The sequence below is a fragment of the Candidatus Binataceae bacterium genome, assembly GCA_035650475.1.
In the GTDB taxonomy this organism is placed as follows: domain Bacteria; phylum Desulfobacterota; class Binatia; order Binatales; family Binataceae; genus JAKAVN01.
This window is the reverse complement of record DASRHP010000012.1, coordinates 709,398-725,529: the sequence shown is the minus strand read 5'-3', so window position 1 is coordinate 725,529 and position 16,132 is coordinate 709,398. Positions and strand designations below refer to the sequence as shown.

At 65.8% G+C, this 16,132-nt stretch carries 14 protein-coding genes; 10 read left to right on the top strand and 4 right to left on the bottom strand.

The window, feature by feature from the left end:
• Positions 1 to 80: 80 nt before the first annotated feature.
• Positions 81 to 1,691 (bottom strand): DegQ family serine endoprotease, encoded by a 1,611-nt coding sequence (locus tag VFB33_14905; protein HZO82982.1) that lies wholly within the window; start codon positions 1,689 to 1,691, stop codon positions 81 to 83.
• 308 nt (positions 1,692 to 1,999) lie between these two features.
• Between VFB33_14905 and VFB33_14900 the strand changes: the two genes are divergently transcribed.
• Positions 2,000 to 2,542 carry a sterol desaturase family protein gene (locus VFB33_14900; GenBank protein ID HZO82981.1) on the top strand — a complete coding sequence of 181 codons (543 nt, stop codon included), beginning with the start codon at positions 2,000 to 2,002 and terminating at the stop codon, positions 2,540 to 2,542.
• 28 nt (positions 2,543 to 2,570) lie between these two features.
• Here the strand turns inward: VFB33_14900 and VFB33_14895 are convergent, their stop codons facing one another.
• Both VFB33_14895 and VFB33_14890 read right to left on the bottom strand, forming a co-directional pair.
• Complete coding sequence (locus VFB33_14895; GenBank protein HZO82980.1) at positions 2,571 to 4,742, bottom strand: Ig domain-containing protein; 2,172 nt, start codon at positions 4,740 to 4,742, stop codon at positions 2,571 to 2,573.
• Between the two features lie 362 nt (positions 4,743 to 5,104).
• On the bottom strand, positions 5,105 to 6,253 hold the full coding sequence (locus VFB33_14890) for an acyl-CoA dehydrogenase family protein (GenBank protein ID HZO82979.1): 1,149 nt from the start codon (positions 6,251 to 6,253) through the stop codon (positions 5,105 to 5,107).
• Between the two features lie 796 nt (positions 6,254 to 7,049).
• Here VFB33_14890 and nadA point away from each other — a divergent pair.
• The 6 genes from nadA (at position 7,050) to VFB33_14860 (ending at position 12,942) form a co-directional block, all read left to right on the top strand.
• Positions 7,050 to 8,072, top strand: a complete 1,023-nt coding sequence (gene nadA, locus VFB33_14885; GenBank protein HZO82978.1) for a quinolinate synthase NadA — start codon at positions 7,050 to 7,052, stop codon at positions 8,070 to 8,072.
• Between the two features lie 182 nt (positions 8,073 to 8,254).
• A complete protein-coding gene (locus tag VFB33_14880; protein HZO82977.1) occupies positions 8,255 to 8,923 on the top strand; it encodes an NUDIX domain-containing protein in 669 nt (222 codons plus the stop codon).
• 18 nt (positions 8,924 to 8,941) lie between these two features.
• Entirely contained in the window at positions 8,942 to 9,364 is a 423-nt protein-coding gene (locus tag VFB33_14875) for a CYCXC family (seleno)protein (GenBank protein HZO82976.1), read from the top strand.
• A gap of 3 nt (positions 9,365 to 9,367) precedes the next feature.
• A complete protein-coding gene (locus VFB33_14870) occupies positions 9,368 to 9,979 on the top strand; it encodes a DedA family protein (GenBank protein HZO82975.1) in 612 nt (203 codons plus the stop codon).
• A gap of 75 nt (positions 9,980 to 10,054) precedes the next feature.
• Positions 10,055 to 11,515 carry an ATP-binding protein gene (locus VFB33_14865; GenBank protein ID HZO82974.1) on the top strand — a complete coding sequence of 487 codons (1,461 nt, stop codon included), beginning with the start codon at positions 10,055 to 10,057 and terminating at the stop codon, positions 11,513 to 11,515.
• Positions 11,512 to 12,942 (top strand): sigma-54 dependent transcriptional regulator, encoded by a 1,431-nt coding sequence (locus VFB33_14860; protein HZO82973.1) that lies wholly within the window; start codon positions 11,512 to 11,514, stop codon positions 12,940 to 12,942. Before VFB33_14865 ends, VFB33_14860 begins: the two co-directional genes overlap by 4 nt.
• Positions 12,943 to 12,966: 24 nt before the next feature.
• On the opposite strand, the gene VFB33_14855 is transcribed toward VFB33_14860, so the two are convergent.
• Positions 12,967 to 13,302, bottom strand: coding sequence for a gamma-glutamylcyclotransferase family protein (locus VFB33_14855; protein ID HZO82972.1), 336 nt, complete (start codon positions 13,300 to 13,302; stop codon positions 12,967 to 12,969).
• A gap of 78 nt (positions 13,303 to 13,380) precedes the next feature.
• Between VFB33_14855 and VFB33_14850 the strand changes: the two genes are divergently transcribed.
• From VFB33_14850 to VFB33_14840, 3 genes are read left to right on the top strand one after another with little or no spacing between them, the layout of a single operon-like run.
• On the top strand, positions 13,381 to 14,136 hold the full coding sequence (locus tag VFB33_14850) for an ABC transporter permease (protein HZO82971.1): 756 nt from the start codon (positions 13,381 to 13,383) through the stop codon (positions 14,134 to 14,136).
• Positions 14,136 to 14,888, top strand: a complete 753-nt coding sequence (locus tag VFB33_14845; protein ID HZO82970.1) for an ABC transporter ATP-binding protein — start codon at positions 14,136 to 14,138, stop codon at positions 14,886 to 14,888. Before VFB33_14850 ends, VFB33_14845 begins: the two co-directional genes overlap by 1 nt.
• Positions 14,889 to 14,906: 18 nt before the next feature.
• Positions 14,907 to 16,085 carry an MlaD family protein gene (locus VFB33_14840; GenBank protein ID HZO82969.1) on the top strand — a complete coding sequence of 393 codons (1,179 nt, stop codon included), beginning with the start codon at positions 14,907 to 14,909 and terminating at the stop codon, positions 16,083 to 16,085.
• Positions 16,086 to 16,132 lie beyond the last annotated feature (47 nt).

Genomic DNA, 16,132 nt, shown 5'->3' with positions numbered 1-16,132 from the left:
AATGACAAGCGACGGGCAGGACCCTTTCGGACCCCGCCCGCCGCGCCGTTACAGGATTGCGCTGCCGATCGGCCGGCGGCTCAAGACGCCGGCTTGATCACCGTGTACATCGTGGAATTGCCGCGCGCGACCAACAGCAGCGTCGACTTCTTGTCCTTCTTGGCTTGCTTGGCTGCGGATAGGAAGTCGTCCACCGAGTTAACCTTCGCATGATTAACCTCGAGCACGACGTCGCCGGGCTGGATACCCGCGTCGGCCGCCGGACTGTCGGGCTGCACGCCGCGCACGACGACCCCCTTGGTGCTGCTGAGGTTGAGCTGGTTGGCAATCTCAGGGGTGATCGCTTGCACCTGGAGGCCCCAGTTCGAGCCCGGCTCCTCCGACTTGGCGCTCGCCAGCTGCTCTTCCTTGAGCTCGCCGACCTTGGCGTGCAAGGTTACGCGCTTGCCGCCGCGAATCACCACTACCGGCACCGTGGTGCCGATCGGCGTCTGCGCCACCAGTTCGGGCAGTTGATGCTCGTCCTGCACCGGATGGCCGTTGAACTCGACGATGATATCGCCACGCTGGATGCCGGCCTTGAGCGCAGGGCCGTCCTTCTCGACGTTGGCGACCAAGGCGCCCTCGGGCTTGGGCAGGTTGAACGACTGCGCAAGATCAGGAGTCACCTCCTGGATCTCAACACCCAGCCATCCGCGGATTACGCGTCCATGCTCCTTGAGCTGCTCCATCACCTGCTTGGCCAAGTTGACGGGAATCGCAAAGCCGATCCCGGCGTTGCTGCCGGTGCTGGAGTAGATCGCGGTGTTGATGCCGATCACCTGGCCCTTGGTGTTGAAGAGCGGGCCGCCAGAGTTCCCAGGATTGATGGAGGCGTCGGTCTGGATGAAGTCGTCGTAGTTGCCGCCCAGCGCGCGTCCCTTGGCACTGATGATTCCGGCAGTAACGGTCGAGGTGAAGCCGAACGGGCTGCCGATCGCGATCACCCAGTCGCCGATCTGCGCCGTGTTGGAATCGCCGAGGATCGCCACCGGCAGCGGCTGCTTGGTGTCGATCTTGATCAGCGCCAAGTCGGTCTTGGGATCCTTGCCCACGACCTTGGCGGTGAACTCGCGCTTGTCGAGCAGGCGCACATGGATCGAATCCGCGCGCCCGACGACGTGGTTGTTGGTCAGGATATAGCCGTCGGGCGAAACGATCACGCCCGAGCCGAGTCCGTGTTGCTTGTACTCGCGCGGGATTTGACCAAAGAAGCGACGGAACTGTTCGAATGGATTCTGCTGGCCGAACGGCCCGAAAGGGCTCGGGCCTGGCCCACCTTCGGGTCCGCCCGGTCCACCGGGTCCTTCGCCCTCACCCGGATCGCCCGGACTGCCAAACGGCATCCCTGCGCTCTTGACCTCCTGGACCACGCTGACGTTGACCACTGAGGGCATCACGCGTTTGACCAGCGGAGCGAAGGAGTGAATCGGAACGCCGGCTTCGTTGGGCTCGGGCTGATTGGGGGGAGCGGGTTCGGGATTGGAACTGGCCTGCGCCAGGTTGCCGGGGGCCTTGTTGGCCGGCGCCGGCTTGGTTTGGGACTGCTCCTGCGAACTGGAGTTCCAGAACGGAAAGGCTCCCGCGCGCGCGAACGCGATTACGATTCCCAAAAGCACGCCGCAGGACACCGCGGCGATCTTCTTAAGCATGCAGTCCTCCTGGTGACGACATGGTTGATGTCCACCGGGCCGTGCGAGCCAATTCTACGGGGATTAAGACGATGGGGGATGGGTTAAATTCAAGCCCCCGCGCAGCGATTCGCCGCCCGGCAGGGCACATCGCGTCCAATATGAACGAACTCCCTCACGGTTCGCAGTCCAGTAAACCAGAAAAGCCGGCTCAAGAAAACGCCCCCTGTGCCGCGCGCATGCCCGTCACCTCGCCGCAGCCGGACGGCCTCGCCGCCAGTTGTGAGAGCGCGTTGCGCGGGCTCCGCGTCCGGCCATAGCATATTGCCGTGGCGGCGCTCAGCGATTTGGGATTGATGGCGGGGGGGTTGTTTGCCTGGACGCTGGTCGAGTACGCGATTCACGGCTGGATGGGCCATCGGTTCGCGACTTTCGTAACTCCGATCCACGCCGTTCACCATCGGGACCCGCATGCGGTCTTCGCGCTCGGCGCATGGTTGCCGGCGTTGGCGCCGTTGCTGATCGGTGTCGCATGCGGCGCGCGCGCCTTCAGCCTCATCTACGGCGGTCTCCTCGCGGGGTTCGCCGGCTATGAGGCGCTGCACTACCGGCTCCATTTCTGCGCGCCCTGCTGCCGCGTCGAGGCGCGACTGCGCACGCGCCATCTGATTCATCACTACCGCGCGCCGACACGATTCTACGGAGTCACCTCGGCGTTGTGGGATCGCGTTTTCGCGACCGGGGCGACCGGCGCCGTCGCGGCGCGGCTGGCGGCCGAAGTCGCAGACATACCACCACTGGCGGGCAGGTCGAATCTGGCAGCACCGTCCGCGATGTCGCGCCGGCTCGCCGCAATTCGGCGCATGTCCTGATCCCGCCTCGTCCGCCGCGCGATTTCCGCTATTGCGTTATCACAATCTGAAAGCTCCGGCTCACCGAATCGCCGGCGCTGTCGGCCACGCGCACGGTGAAGCCGGAAGTTCCCTGCCGCGACGGCGTGCCGCTTATCTGGCCGCTGAAGCTGTTAAGCGAAAGCCCGCGCGGCAATGCACCCGCGCTGACAATCGCCACGTATGGGGGAACGCCACCGCTTACCTGTAGCGACGCGAAGTAGAAGACCCCGACGCGCCCGCTGGGCAAGCTCGTTGCCCCGATCGTCAATCCGGGAGTCGGCGTCGGCGTAGGAATCGGAGTTGGCGTCGGAGTTGGCGTCGGAGTTGGCGATGGGGTCGGCGTGGGGCTCGGCGTAGGAGTCGGGGACGGCGTCGGCATAGGTGTCGGAGTGGGTGTGGGAGTGCGCGTCGGCGTAGCTGTCGGTGTTGGCGTCTTGGTGGGCGTCGGAGTCGGCGTCGGGGTCGGGGTCGGGGTCGGGGTCGGTGTCGGCGTGGGTGATGGAGTGGGAGTTGCAGTGCCTTCAACGGGAGAGAGCGATCCCCACCAGGTGCCCCACTTGTTGTCCGCCGCCGCATACTCCTGAAGCGTCCACAGGTCGAAATCGCCCACGGGATCGACCACGGTCGCACTGAAGTCGCCCCACCGATTGTCGCCGCTGCCGAAGTCCTTGAAGTAGGGAGCCTCGCCGGCCTTGAGTACCGTATCGGAGCGCAAAGTTCCGGCCGGATCCTCGCTCATCCGCCATGCGTAGTCGGCGCTGGGATATTGCGTGGCGGAAAAGCGCGAGTAGCCCACCATCGCGTCACTATCGCGATTGACGCCGACCGACGGATAGGCGAAGAACTTCGCGCCGGTCGGATCGTCAATCCGCCCGACCTGTTGGATCGTGCCAAGACTCCCCGGAGCGGCCGAGATCTGCCACCACTGCACAGCCGCGCGCGTCACCGTGGCCGGCTTGGTGGGCAGAAAGATCGTCTGCGCAGTCCAGATCGAACCGCTGCGGTAAATCGACCAGTCCAGGCGGTCGTCGTCGAGGTCGATGAGATGCGCCGAGCCGAGCTGTGGAGCGAAGTTAAGAGTAGGCTCGACTGCCTGCCAGGTCTGCGCCGCGGTCGGGAAAGCGACCGAGACGGTAAGAAGCTCGGAGCCGACAGCGCCGGTGATCGTGCTGATCCGAAGCCGCCCCGTACCGGAGCTCCACGACTCGGTCAGGTAGAGCGTGTCGAGGCTCTCGTCGTATGTTTCCGCCGGAGTCATCGAGAAGCCGCCGGTGTTATCCGAGAACCTCGTGTACAGCCCGGAGCCGCCGCCGTAGAGGTCGGCCTTGGAGAAGGCGTAGATGTTCGAGTGCTGGAAGAAAGTCCCACTGATTGTGAACAGGTTGGCGGTGACCACGATCCACTTGCGGTTGAAGCCAAGGATCGGAAAGTCGGCCCATAAAAGTCCGGCGGGATCGACCCTGACCTTGTAGAGATTCCACGCGCCGGTGGGATTGCTGGTGCGCGAAACGGCGACCAGGATCGCAGCAACCACGCTCTGCTCGTCGGCCGCCACGATCATAATCCAGCGCTGCCCGGATGGGTCGTATTCCACCCGCGGGTCGAAGACGCTGTTCACCCCCAGGCTGCCCCAGAATGTGATCTGGTTGACCGTGCTGATTGTCACTCCGGCGCGCGTCTGGATCCGGATCTGGTTGTTGAGCGCGACCACCAGATGATTAGGCCCGACCGCGCCGTCGGTGTCGGGCGGAATCACGGTGTCGTTGTCGCCCAGGCCGGGAAAGCTGGCCAGCGCACCGCCGGCGTTCACCCGGGGCGCGGGCGTCGCGCGGCGGCGGCGCGTGCGCGCGGCCGGCGCCGGCATCGCGGGGCGCGGCTCGAACGGATTGGGTTGCGGCGGTATCGGATAGTAGCGCGCGGGACGCGGATAAAGCCCGCGCGCTTCCTGCGCGGCGAGCGCGCTGAAGTTGACAATTATGTGCTCATCGGCGCGGCCGGCGCGGCCCGCGATAATTTGCCTGCGCCGCAGGGGCTCCCGTGTTAGCAGCGGCGGCGCCTCCGCCAGCGCCGCAGCGTGCGAGTATGCCGTCGCAGTTGCGTGGGCCGCACCCGGCGTCCCGGCCGATGCGCTGTCAGCCCACGGACGGGCAACAGCGAGCGCCATCGATCCGGTCAGCAACAGCCCCAATATCCGCGGAGCGCTCCGCAGCCGTGCAAGGATGCAAGCGAACAAATGTTGCCCCAACGCCCTGGCTCTCGCTCCCGCTCCGGCGCATCACGATGCGCGGAACCCCTCGACCGGCCGGCCCCCCGTTGAAGACTCGCGTCCTCCGACAAGCAGCAAACCCCGCAGCCCCTCCAGCAACCATCGCTGAACCACCGAGCCTCCTGGCACGAGTCGAGGGAGTTCCTTGGCGATTTCTCGCAGCAAAAGGCAGGCCGCAAGAGAAGATCGCGCCGCGCACGGATTTCTCATCCGCGCAGCGGCAAAAAAATGGCGGCCGGCGCGCAACAGTGGACGTTGCGCACCGCTGGCAGGTACTAGATGCGATGGCGACCGAGCAGGCCGCGCGCGATAACCAGCGCCTGGATCTCGTTGGTCCCCTCGCCGATCATCATCAGCGGCGCATCGCGATAGTAACGCTCGACCGGAAACTCGACCGTGAAGCCGTAGCCCCCCAACACTCGCATTGCATCGAGCGAAATCTTCGCGCATGCCTCGGAGGCGAACAGCTTGGCCATCCCGGCCTCGACGTCGCAGCGCACGCCTGCGTCCTTCTTCTGCGCTGCGCTCTCGACCATCAGGCGCGCCGCCTCCAGCCGCGTGCCCATATCGGCCAGCATCAACTGCACCGCCTGATGTTCACAGATCGGTTTGCCGAAGGTGGTCCGCTGCTGAGCGTAACGGATCGCGCTCTCGAAGGCCGCTTGGCCGACGCCGACCGCGCGCGCGGCGACGTTAATCCGCCCAACCTCCAGCGCGCTCATCACCTGCTTGAAGCCCTGGCCTTCCTTGCCGCCGATCAGGTTGTCGGCCGGAACGTCGAGCTCCTCGAAGAGCACCTCGCAGGTATCGATTCCCTTGTAGCCGAGCTTCTTCAAGTTGCGGCTGACGTTCGGCCCGCGCTCGCTTTTTTCCACCGCGAACATGCTGATTCCGGCGTAGACGGGCTTGGCCTTGGGATCGGTCTTGGCCGCGACGGCGAGCATCGTGCCGTAGCGGGCGTTGGTGATGAACATTTTGCTGCCGCTGAGCACGTAGCTGTCGCCATGGCGCGCCGCAGTCGTGCGAATCGACTGGACGTCGCTGCCCGCGTGCGGCTCAGTCAACCCCAGGCCGCCACGCTTCTCGCCCGCCGCCATCGCGGGCAAAAACCGCTGCCGCTGCTCGTCGGTGCCGTGGTGCGTGACGATGTAGGCCATGATCAGGTGGCTGTTGATGACGCCCGCCAGACTCATCCATCCACGCGACAGCTCTGCCATCAGCCGCGCATAGCTGACGAAGCTCAGCCCCAGCCCTCCGTACTCCGCCGGTATCGTGGCGCCGAACAGGCCCAGCTCGCGCATCTTCGCGACCAACGCATGCGGATATTCGTCCTTGTGCTCGAGCTCCGAAGCGACCGGGATAACGTCGCGCTCGACGAAGCGGCGCACCGCTTCAATAACGTCCTGATCCAGCGTCTCTGCCATTCTCAAGTTCCTCTTGAAGATCGGTCCGGCGCGCGACGGCGCCCGTGCGCGAAGCTTACCAAAACCGATCGGCGCGCCGCGAGCGCTTAACCCGATAAGGCCCTCCACGCACCAAGCGCGTGGCGGGCCTTACGGATGCGGCGGGAGCGTCAGAAATGTGACGCCGGATTGGCAGTCGTGAGGGCCACCGGATGGACTCCGGCGGCCGCGGCGGCTAGAGCCGGCTGCTGGACGGGCGCTGCGAGCATGTGTGCGCGCAGGACCAAAGTGGCGATAAACCCCGAGAGAAGCGCAAAAAATGTCACCAGCGAGCGCACCTCGACCTGGTCGCGCCGGTTTGCACGCGACGCTTCCGCCCTTCCAGCTCGCTGGTGGCTCCGGCTCATGCGCGCCATGAGCAGCAAGTCACGTACCGCCCGTTGATTTTCGGCCTAATCATGCAACGTTTTGCTATATCGAGCCATGCTCCCAACCCCTCCCTGAGCCGTCCGACGCGCGTTGCAATCTCGCCTCGTCGAGCATGGCGTCACGCAGCCGCGTGCGACGATTGCACCTTCGTACGGTGATGCGGCTGGAACTGGAAGAGCTGGAAGTTAGAGCTGGCGACTTTCACTCTGAGGCCGATCTCACTCGCCCTTGGCGAGGGCGAATAGCTGATCGTGCTCGACCCAAGCGTTCCCGTCTCGCGGATGCTCGGTCCTTGCGAGGCGAAGCCGGCCTTTGCTAGACTAAGCGTCAAATTGACGCAAACTCCGGCCTCCGCTGGAGTCCGCGTCGCTTGCGAGGATTGGCTTCGATGACTTTACAGCCCCAGTCCCTGAGTGCATCCAGCGCCGCCCAAGAACTTCAGCGCAAGCTCGCCCCGCTCGGCCATGACGGCTACGACCTTGCCACCTGCGAGCGTTTCGCCGAGCAAATTGCCGAGATTACCCGGCTCAAAGCCGAACGCGCGGCGGTGGTGCTCGCGCACAACTACCAGCGCCCGGAAATCTTCGAGGTCGCCGACTTTATCGGCGACTCGCTGGAGCTGGCGCGCAAGGCGCGCGAGGTACGCGACGCCGAGGTGATCGTTTTCTGCGGCGTCCATTTCATGGCCGAGACTGCCAAGGTTTTCAACCCCGAACGGATGGTCCTGCTGCCCGACCTGCGTGCTGGATGCTCGCTCGCCGACAGCGTGACCGCCGAGGCGCTGGCCGAGCGCAAGGCCGAGCTGAGCGAGCTTTACCCCGACCTCAAGGTCGTCTCCTACGTCAACTGCACGGCCGACGTTAAGGCGCTCTCCGACGCCTGCTGCACGTCGGCCAACGCGCTCAAGGTGGTCGAGGCGATCGACTCCGAAAACGTGCTCTTCGTGCCCGACCAGAACCTCGCCAATTACGTGCAGAGCCAGACCCGCAAGCGGATCATCTCGTGGGACGGCAACTGCTACGTCCACCATCAGATCACGCCCGACGAGATCGACCGTGTGCGCCGCGGAATCCCCGGGCTTAAGGTGCTGGCCCATCCGGAGTGCCGCCAGGACGTACTGCGGCTGGCCGACGCGGTGCTCTCGACCAGCGCGATGGTGCGCTACGCCGAGGCCAGCGAGGCCGACAAGTTCCTGGTGGTCACCGAGTGCGGGCTCTCCGACCGCCTGCTGATGGAGATTCCCAACAAACACTTCTACAAGGCGTGCAAGCTCTGCCGCTTCATGAAGCTGATAACGCTCGGCGGCGTGGTCGATTCGCTGCAGAACCTGCGCTACGAGATCGCGCTCGCCGATGACGTGCGCGAGGGCGCCAAACGGGCGCTGGAGCGGATGCTCGAACTGGGCGCGTAGGGGGGCAAGAAAGGCTCCGTTTTCACAGGCGCGATCAGTCGGGCAAGCGCAGAGAAAAACATTAGTGTTTGCTCGATTGATCCCGGCCCGCCCCCCCTCCCCCAAAACCGAGGGCTCAGGAGATGGCTACGGCCGAGGCCGCGTCCAGAAGCGTTGTCGCGCGGGGTGAAGCATCGGCACCCGTGCGCAACCATCGCGCGGCACGGCCCAAGGTCGCCGTCGACACGGTGCTGTTCGCGATCGAGAGCGGCAGGCTCAAGACCTACCTCGTTCAGCTGCGTCGCGGCCCGGGGCGCGGACGCTGGGCGTTCGCCGGCGGCCTGGTGCGCACGGGCGAGATGCTCGACGAGGCGGCGCGACGCGAGCTTGCCGCTTCCACCGGCATTGTCGACGCCTACTTCGAGCAGCTTTTCACCTTCGGCGACCCTTCGCGTGACCCGCATGCGCATGTCGTCTCGGTAGCCTACATGGCGTTGATCGGCGATCCGCGGCGCGTGGCCGCACCGCCCGGCGCGAAGTACGTCGCCGGGCGCTGGTTCGAGGTTTCGGCGCTGCCCGCGCTTGCGTATGATCACGCGCAGATGGCGGAATACGCGCTGCGCAGGCTGAAGGCCAGGCTGGAGTACACCAATATCGCCTGCAACCTGCTGCCTGAGACCTTCACTTTTGCCGAACTCGAGACGTTGTACGCGACCATCCTCGAACGCCCGATAGATCGGCGCAACTTTCGCCGCCGGATCCTCTCGATGGGCATCCTGCGCCGCTTGGGCGCGACCCGTCGCGGGCCCCATCGCCCGGCCGCCCTGTACTCTTTCGCCCAACGCAGCCCGCAGGTCGTCGAAATGCTATAGTTGGGGCTGGTACGGACCATGGCCAAAGGCAAAGTCGGAGCGACAGGCAACAGGCGCCCGTGGATATTCGCCGCCGTCGCGGCGCTGGCGATGCTGTTCGTCGGCGTCGGCCTATGGACGATGCGTTCGGCGGCTGACTCGCCCGCGCCGGAGGAGCAGAAGAGCCCGACGCTGGATCCGTCGCTATTTAGCGGCGAGGCGCGGACCGCCTATGAGATCGCGGCCAAGAACCCGGCGCTGCTCGCGCAGCTGCACTGTTATTGCGGCTGCGACAAGGAGCTGGGCCATCAGAGCCTGCTCGACTGCTACCGCGACCAGCACGGCGCGCAGTGTCCAATTTGCACCGGCGAAGCGGTCGAGGCGGCCAAGCTGGCCGACGAGGGGCTGCCGATCGAGCAGATCCGCCGCGTCCTGCGCGACCACTGGGGCCACGGAGACTGACGCTTGACGGGTCTGCTCTCGGCCTACCTGCAGCACTTCACCTACCTCGGCCTGTTCGTCATCCTCGTGCTGTGCGGGATGGGTCTGCCGATCCCTGAGGACGTCGCGCTGCTGGCGGGCGGCTTCCTGGTGCATCGGGGGATAATCCGCTATCCGGTGACGCTGCTGGTCGCGCTGGTGGGCGTGGTAGCCGGCGATCACTCATTATTCTTCCTGGGCCGGCGCTTCGGCACCGGCTTCGTCGCCTACCTGGGCCTGGCACGGCCGCGCTCGCAGCGCCAGATCGAATGGCTCAAGGAGCTGATGCAGCGCCACGGCCATCGCGCGATTCTTTATGCCCGCTTTCTCGCCGGCCTGCGCGCGCTGGTGTATCTGACCGCCGGCTCGCTTGGGGTCAAGCCGCTGCGCTTCTTCATGTACGACGTCGCCGGCGCGCTGATTTCGGTGCCGATCGTGGTCTCGCTCGGCTATGTCTTCGGCAACGAGCTGGAAACGGCGGTGGGATGGATCGGGGGGCTGGAGAAGCTGGTGTGGCTGGTGTTAGCGCTGTCGGCGGCGATCTACGCGATGCGGATGATTACGTTTACTCGCGGACGCGAGAGCAGCCCGACCTGAGAATCGGCCAACCCAATCGCCCGCCGCATCCGCGCGCCCGGGTGGCGCGCCGGCGGGGGCGCGTCAATCACGACGATGGAATTCGCATTTCCAACCATTAACCTCAAAGCCAAGCTGATGGCGCTGATGGTGGTGCTGCTGGGGCTGACGCTCGGCGCCGAGCTGCTGGTCAGCCTCAATACCCAGACCCGCATCGTCGAGGCGACCCAGGACAACGTCAAGGACCTCGCCAGCGCCATCCAGATCAGCGTCCAGGAGCTGACCTCGGTCGGCGCGATCGACCGCGACCGCCTCCAGAACTACGTCAACTCGCTCCACACCAACGGGCTGGTCGTGTCGATCGCATCAAGCAAGGACCTGATCATCAACAGCTCCAACCCCGCGCTGATCGGCGAGGCGATCGATCCCAACGCCGTGCGCACGGTCTCGGTGAACGCCGGCGGCGGTCCGCAGGCGGTGCCGGCCTTCACGATGGGCCCTGAGGGCAAGCAGACCGTCTATCTGATTCCGGTGGAGGTCGAGGACCATCTGCTGGGCTACGTTCAGGTGGTGGCCGACTTTACCGACTTCGCGCGTCCGCTCGCCGAACATCGTATTCACCTGCTGTCGGTCGCGCTGGCAATCTTCGCGATCGGGCTGGTTTTCGCCTACGTGCTGGCCGACCGCTACGTCGAGCCGATCCACACGGTGGCGGCAGCGGCCCAGAATATCGCGGCTCGCGGCCTGGAGCCGGTGCCCGAGGCTCATCGGCGCGACGAGATCGGGCTGTTGACCCGCAGCTTCAACGAGATGGTCGAGCAGCTGCGCCGCGCGCGCGAGCGCGAGGCCGAGCTCAACCGGCTGGAGCGTTTCACCGCGCTGGGCCAGCTCGCGGGCGCCCTCGCCCACGAAATTAAAAATCCGCTCAACTTCATCAGCCTCGCCATCGACCAGCTCCGCGCACGCTACGCGCCGCAGCTGCCCGCCGGGCAGGACGACTTCCGCCGCCAGCTCGGCGTGATGAAGGACGAGGTCCATCGGCTCTCCGAGCTGATCCAAAGCTTCCTCAACTATGGCCGCCCGATCGAGATCCATCCCGCGCCCACCGATATCCGCGCCCTGGTGCGCAACGTGCTCGAGCTGTCCGACTCCAAGCTGCGCAGCCAGGCCATCGAGGCCTCCGAGGAGGGTGACGGCGGGCCGGTGGTGCTCAACGTCGACGCCGAGAAGCTCCACGCCTGTTTCATCAACGTGGTGGCCAACGCGATCCAGGCGATGCCAGAAGGCGGCACGTTGCGGATCGCGTTTCGCGCCGACGGCTCGCGCGAAGTGATCACCTTCAGCGATACCGGCGCCGGCATCGACCCCGAGGTCGCCAGTCACGTCTTCGAGCCGTTCTTCACCACCAAGCGCGAAGGAATCGGCCTGGGGCTGTTTTTCTCGCGGGCGATCGTCGAGCGCCACGGCGGCAGCATCGCGATCGGACCCAATCCCTTCGGCCGCGGCACCGTCGTGACTTTCATCCTTCCGCGCGCTGAACTACACAGGCAGCCATGACGCAGACATCGGTACTGGTAGTCGAGGACAACGACCTCGAACGGCAAATCACCGCGGAGACCCTTCGCGAAGAGGGCTTTCGCGTGGACGAGGCGCCCAACGGCAAGCGAGCGATGGAGCAGCTTGCGCTGGGGCGCTTCGACGTTGTGCTGACCGACCTGATGATGCCCGGGATGTCGGGCGAGGAACTGCTCGCCGCAGTGCGCCAGGCCCATCCGGCGAGCCAGGTCGTCGTGCTCACCGCCCACGGCACTATCGACAGCGCGGTCAAAGCGATGAAGACCGGCGCGTTCTCCTATCTGACCAAGCCGACCGACCGCGAGACGCTGGTGATGACCGTGACCAAGGCGGCCGAGCTGGCCAGCCTGGCGCAGGAAAACATGCTGCTGCGCACGCGGCTGGAGGGCAAGTTCGAGATCGAGGGCATCGTCGGCCAGCATCCGGCGATCCAGGAAGTGATCCGCATCGTGCGCAAGGTCGCACCGTCAAACTCGACCGTCCTCATCCAGGGTGAGAGCGGCACCGGCAAGGAGGTGATCGCGCGCAGCATCCACCGCCTCTCGCCGCGGGCGGCGCGCCCATTCGTCGCCATCAACTGCTCGGCGATCCCGGACAACCTGATCGAGAACGAGCTATTCGGACACGAGCGCGGCGCCTTCACTGGCGCCACCGAGCGCAAGATCGGCCTTATCGAAACCGCCGATAAATCGACCCTGTTCCTCGACGAGATCGCCGACCTCAACATCGGGCTGCAATCCAAGATCCTGCGCGTGCTCCAGGAGCGCGAGCTGCGCCGCGTCGGCGGCAACGAATCGATCCGGGTCGATGTGCGGCTGGTCGCGGCCACCAACCGCAACCTCGCCGAGGAAGTCACCGAGGGGCGCTTCCGCGAGGACCTCTACTACCGGATCAACGTCGTCACCATCACGCTGCCGCCGCTGCGCGAGCGCCGCTCGGACATCCCGCTGCTCGCCGAGCACGCGCTCCATCACAAGTTCGCCCACCTCGCCCAGGGGCGCGTGCGCGAGATCAGCCGCGAGGCGATGGAGGTGCTGCTCGACTATCCGTGGCCGGGTAACGTGCGCCAGCTCGAATCGGCAATCGAGCGCGCGCTGCTGCTATGCGAGGGCGACCGCATCATGCCCAAGGACCTGCCGCACGAGGTTCTGGCGCGCAAGACGCTCGGGCGCGGCGGCGGCAGCGAGCGCGCCCGCAGCGAGCGCTTCGAGATCCCCGGCGAGGGCATCAACTTCGAGCAGTTCGAACGCGATCTTATCCTGCAGGCGATGGAGCGCGCGGAGTGGGTGATCGCCAAGGCGGCCAAGCTGCTCGGGATGAGCTACCGCACGTTGCAATACCGGCTTGACAAGTTCGGGATCAAAAAGCCCGATGGCCCCCGCCCACAAGCCGCCGACGCCAAGGCGTGAACCCGAGCCGGCACCGCCGGCAGTCTACTCCAGTATCGCGGCGCTCGGCAGATACACCCAGCATTCGAGCGCGCCGCCGGGGCCGATTACGCTGACGCGCGCCCGTGTGTAGAGCTGCGGCACCTCCTCGTAGCGGTCGAGCACCTCGAAGTCGCGCGCTTCGAGCCCACTCAGCACGAGCCCTTCGGTCTCGGCGCCGGCGCGCGCGAGCAGGTAAAAGTGGCGTCCGCGGCGGCGCTCGTAGCCCACGATTCGCGCGGGCGTCGCGGCGACCGTGCGCCCGAGCACCTCGGCGCGATGGGCCGCGTCGAGCAGCGAGCCGTAAACAAACAGCGTCGAATCCGCAGTGCCTGCTTTCATCTCATTGGCAGCCGCGCGCGGAGAAACCCGGTTGCCGCGGCAGGATCCATCGCTTAGGCTGTTAGGTCACGCGCCACGATGCGTCAATCCCTTCAGCGGTTCCTTGAACAAGTCGGCGACGTCGGTCTGCTTACGCGCGACTGTGCGCGCCAGGCGCTGCGGCGCCCCTTTGAAGGCCGCCTCCTGATCGAGCAGTTCGACAACGTCGGCGTCCGCTCGCTCAACGTCGTCAACCTTACCGCGATTTTCACCGGGATGGTGCTGGCGTTGCAGATGGGGCAGTTCCTCAGCCGCTTCGGAGCCAAGATTTATATCAGCCGCATCATGGGCCTGTCGCTGTTCCGCGAGATGGGGCCGGTGCTGACCGCGCTGATGATCGGTGCGCGGGTCGGCGCCGGGATCACCGCCGAGCTCGGCAGCATGAAGGTCACCGAACAGATCGACGCGATGCGCGCGCTGGCCACCAGCCCGGTCAAAAAGCTGGTAGTGCCGCGCGTGCTGGCGACGCTGATGATGCTGCCGGTGCTGACGGTGATTTCGGACGCGGTCGGCCTGCTCGGCGGCCTGCTCATCGCGGTCACCCAGCTCGGGCTGACCGCCGACTACTTCGTAAACTCACTGGTGCAGAACACGCGGCTTGGCGATCTGATGAGCGGGCTCGGCAAGGCGCTGTTTTTCGGTTATCTCATCGCCATCATCGCGTGCGCCAAGGGGCTCGGCGCGAGCGGCGGCGCCGACGGCGTCGGCCGCGCGACGACCTCGGCGGTGGTGGCGGCTTCAATCGGCGTGCTGGTCTCCGACTTCTTCCTCACCAAACTGTTCCTGGCGATGTGATGGAGAACAACGGGGCGCCCCAGCCGTTCATCAGCGTGCGCGGGCTGCACAAAAGCTTCAACGGCAAGCCCGTGCTGCGCGGCGTCAACCTCGACGTTTACGAGGGCGAAACACTGGTGGTACTGGGCGGCAGCGGCGAGGGCAAGAGCGTCATCCTGCGCCATCTCAATGGCCTGGTCGCGCCCGACACGGGCGAGGTGCGCGTCGGCGGCCGCCTGCTCGAGGGTCTTGGCGAGGACGAGCTGTACGAGGTGCGCAAGCAGGTGGCGATGGTGTTTCAGCTCGGCGCATTGTTCGACTCGCTCACCGTGTACGGCAACATCAGCTACCCGCTGCGCGAGCATACGAAGCTGAGCGAGACGCAGATGCGCGCGCGGGTCGCCGAGCTGCTTGCGATGGTTGACCTCAAGGGCACCGAGCATCTCTACCCGGCCGAGCTCTCGGGCGGGATGAAGAAGCGGGTGGCGCTGGCGCGCGCAATCGCGCTCGAGCCGCGCGCGGTGCTCTACGACGAGCCGACCACCGGTCTCGACCCGATTGTCACCATGCACATCAACGAGCTCATCCGCGGCCTGCAACGACGGCTCGGTTTTACCTCGGTTGTGGTCACCCACGATCTGAAAAGCGCCTTTGCGGTGGGCGACCGCTTCGCGCTGCTCGATCACGGGCGCATCCGCTTCATTGGCACCGCCGACGAGGTGCGCGCCACCGGCGACGAGCTAATGCGGGAGTTTTTGCGGGCCGCATTCTGAGCACAGGAGGTTTCGACCGTGGCGGCGAGCACACATTCACTGCGTGTGGGCGTTCTGATGCTGGTGGGGGCGGTGATCCTGGCGGCGGCGATTTTCTCGATCGGCGGCGGCGCCCATTGGCTGACCGGCACTGAAGAGCTGCGCGCGCACTTCTCGCGTGTCAACGGGCTGCAGAGCGGCGCGCCGGTCTATCTGTCGGGCGTCAACGTGGGCAACGTGGCGAAGATCCGCTTTCCCAAGGATCCGCGCGCCAACTTCGTGGTCGTCTACATCTCCGTGCGCGACGACGCGATGCCGCGCGTGCGCGCGGATTCGGTGGCCAAAATCGAATCGATGGGATTGTTAGGCGACAAGTTCCTCCTGCTCACCTCGGGCTCGCCCACCGCGCCCTCGGTTCAGCCCGGCGCGCTGCTCCACAGCCAGGACCCGGTCAACTACGCCGCGCTGCTCGAGGCCCGCGGCACCAGCGACCTCGTCGCCAACATCATCGCGATCTCAGAGTCGGTGCGCGAGCTGCTGGATTCAATCAATCGCGGTCACGGCGTCCTCGCCGAGCTGATCAAGGGGCCCGCCAATCCCAACGAGAAGCAGTTTACGCTGGCCTCGCTCCAGCAGACGATGGACAACGCGGCGCGCATCTCCGGCCAGCTCAATCTCACCATCGAGCGCGTCAATCGCGGTCAGGGGATGCTCGGTGCAATGCTGAGCCCGCAGACCGACGGCCGGCGGATCATCAATAACTTCGCCTCCGCCGCCAATTCGCTGCGGATGACCTCGATGCGGCTCGAGCAGACCTCCAGGCAGCTCGACGCGCTGGTCGCCCGGGTGAACAACGCGAACGGTGCGCTGCCGCAGCTGCTCGAGGACGAGCGCTATGCGGGCGAACTGCTTGGCAACCTGCGCCGCTCCTCGGAGGATTTGCGCCAGATTCTCGACAAGGTCAACGATGGCCAGGGCACGCTCGGGCTGTTGGTCAACGACCCGTCGCTGTACAACAAGACGACCAACCTGGTGGGCGCCAGCGGATGGGGCATGTCGCTGCTCAGGGGGCTCTACAGCGTGACCCATCCGTTCAGCAGCACTGCCTCGCCGAGCTACGCCGCGCCGCCGCAGGCGGTCAATTACAGCCCGGTCAGTGGCGGCCCCGCGCCGTCGGGTGGGCTCAATTCGGCGGCGCCCGGCTCCGGCCTTCCCTAGGCTCTGCGCTGCGGCGTTCGCGCCATCGCTGGAAGCTGACCTCGCAG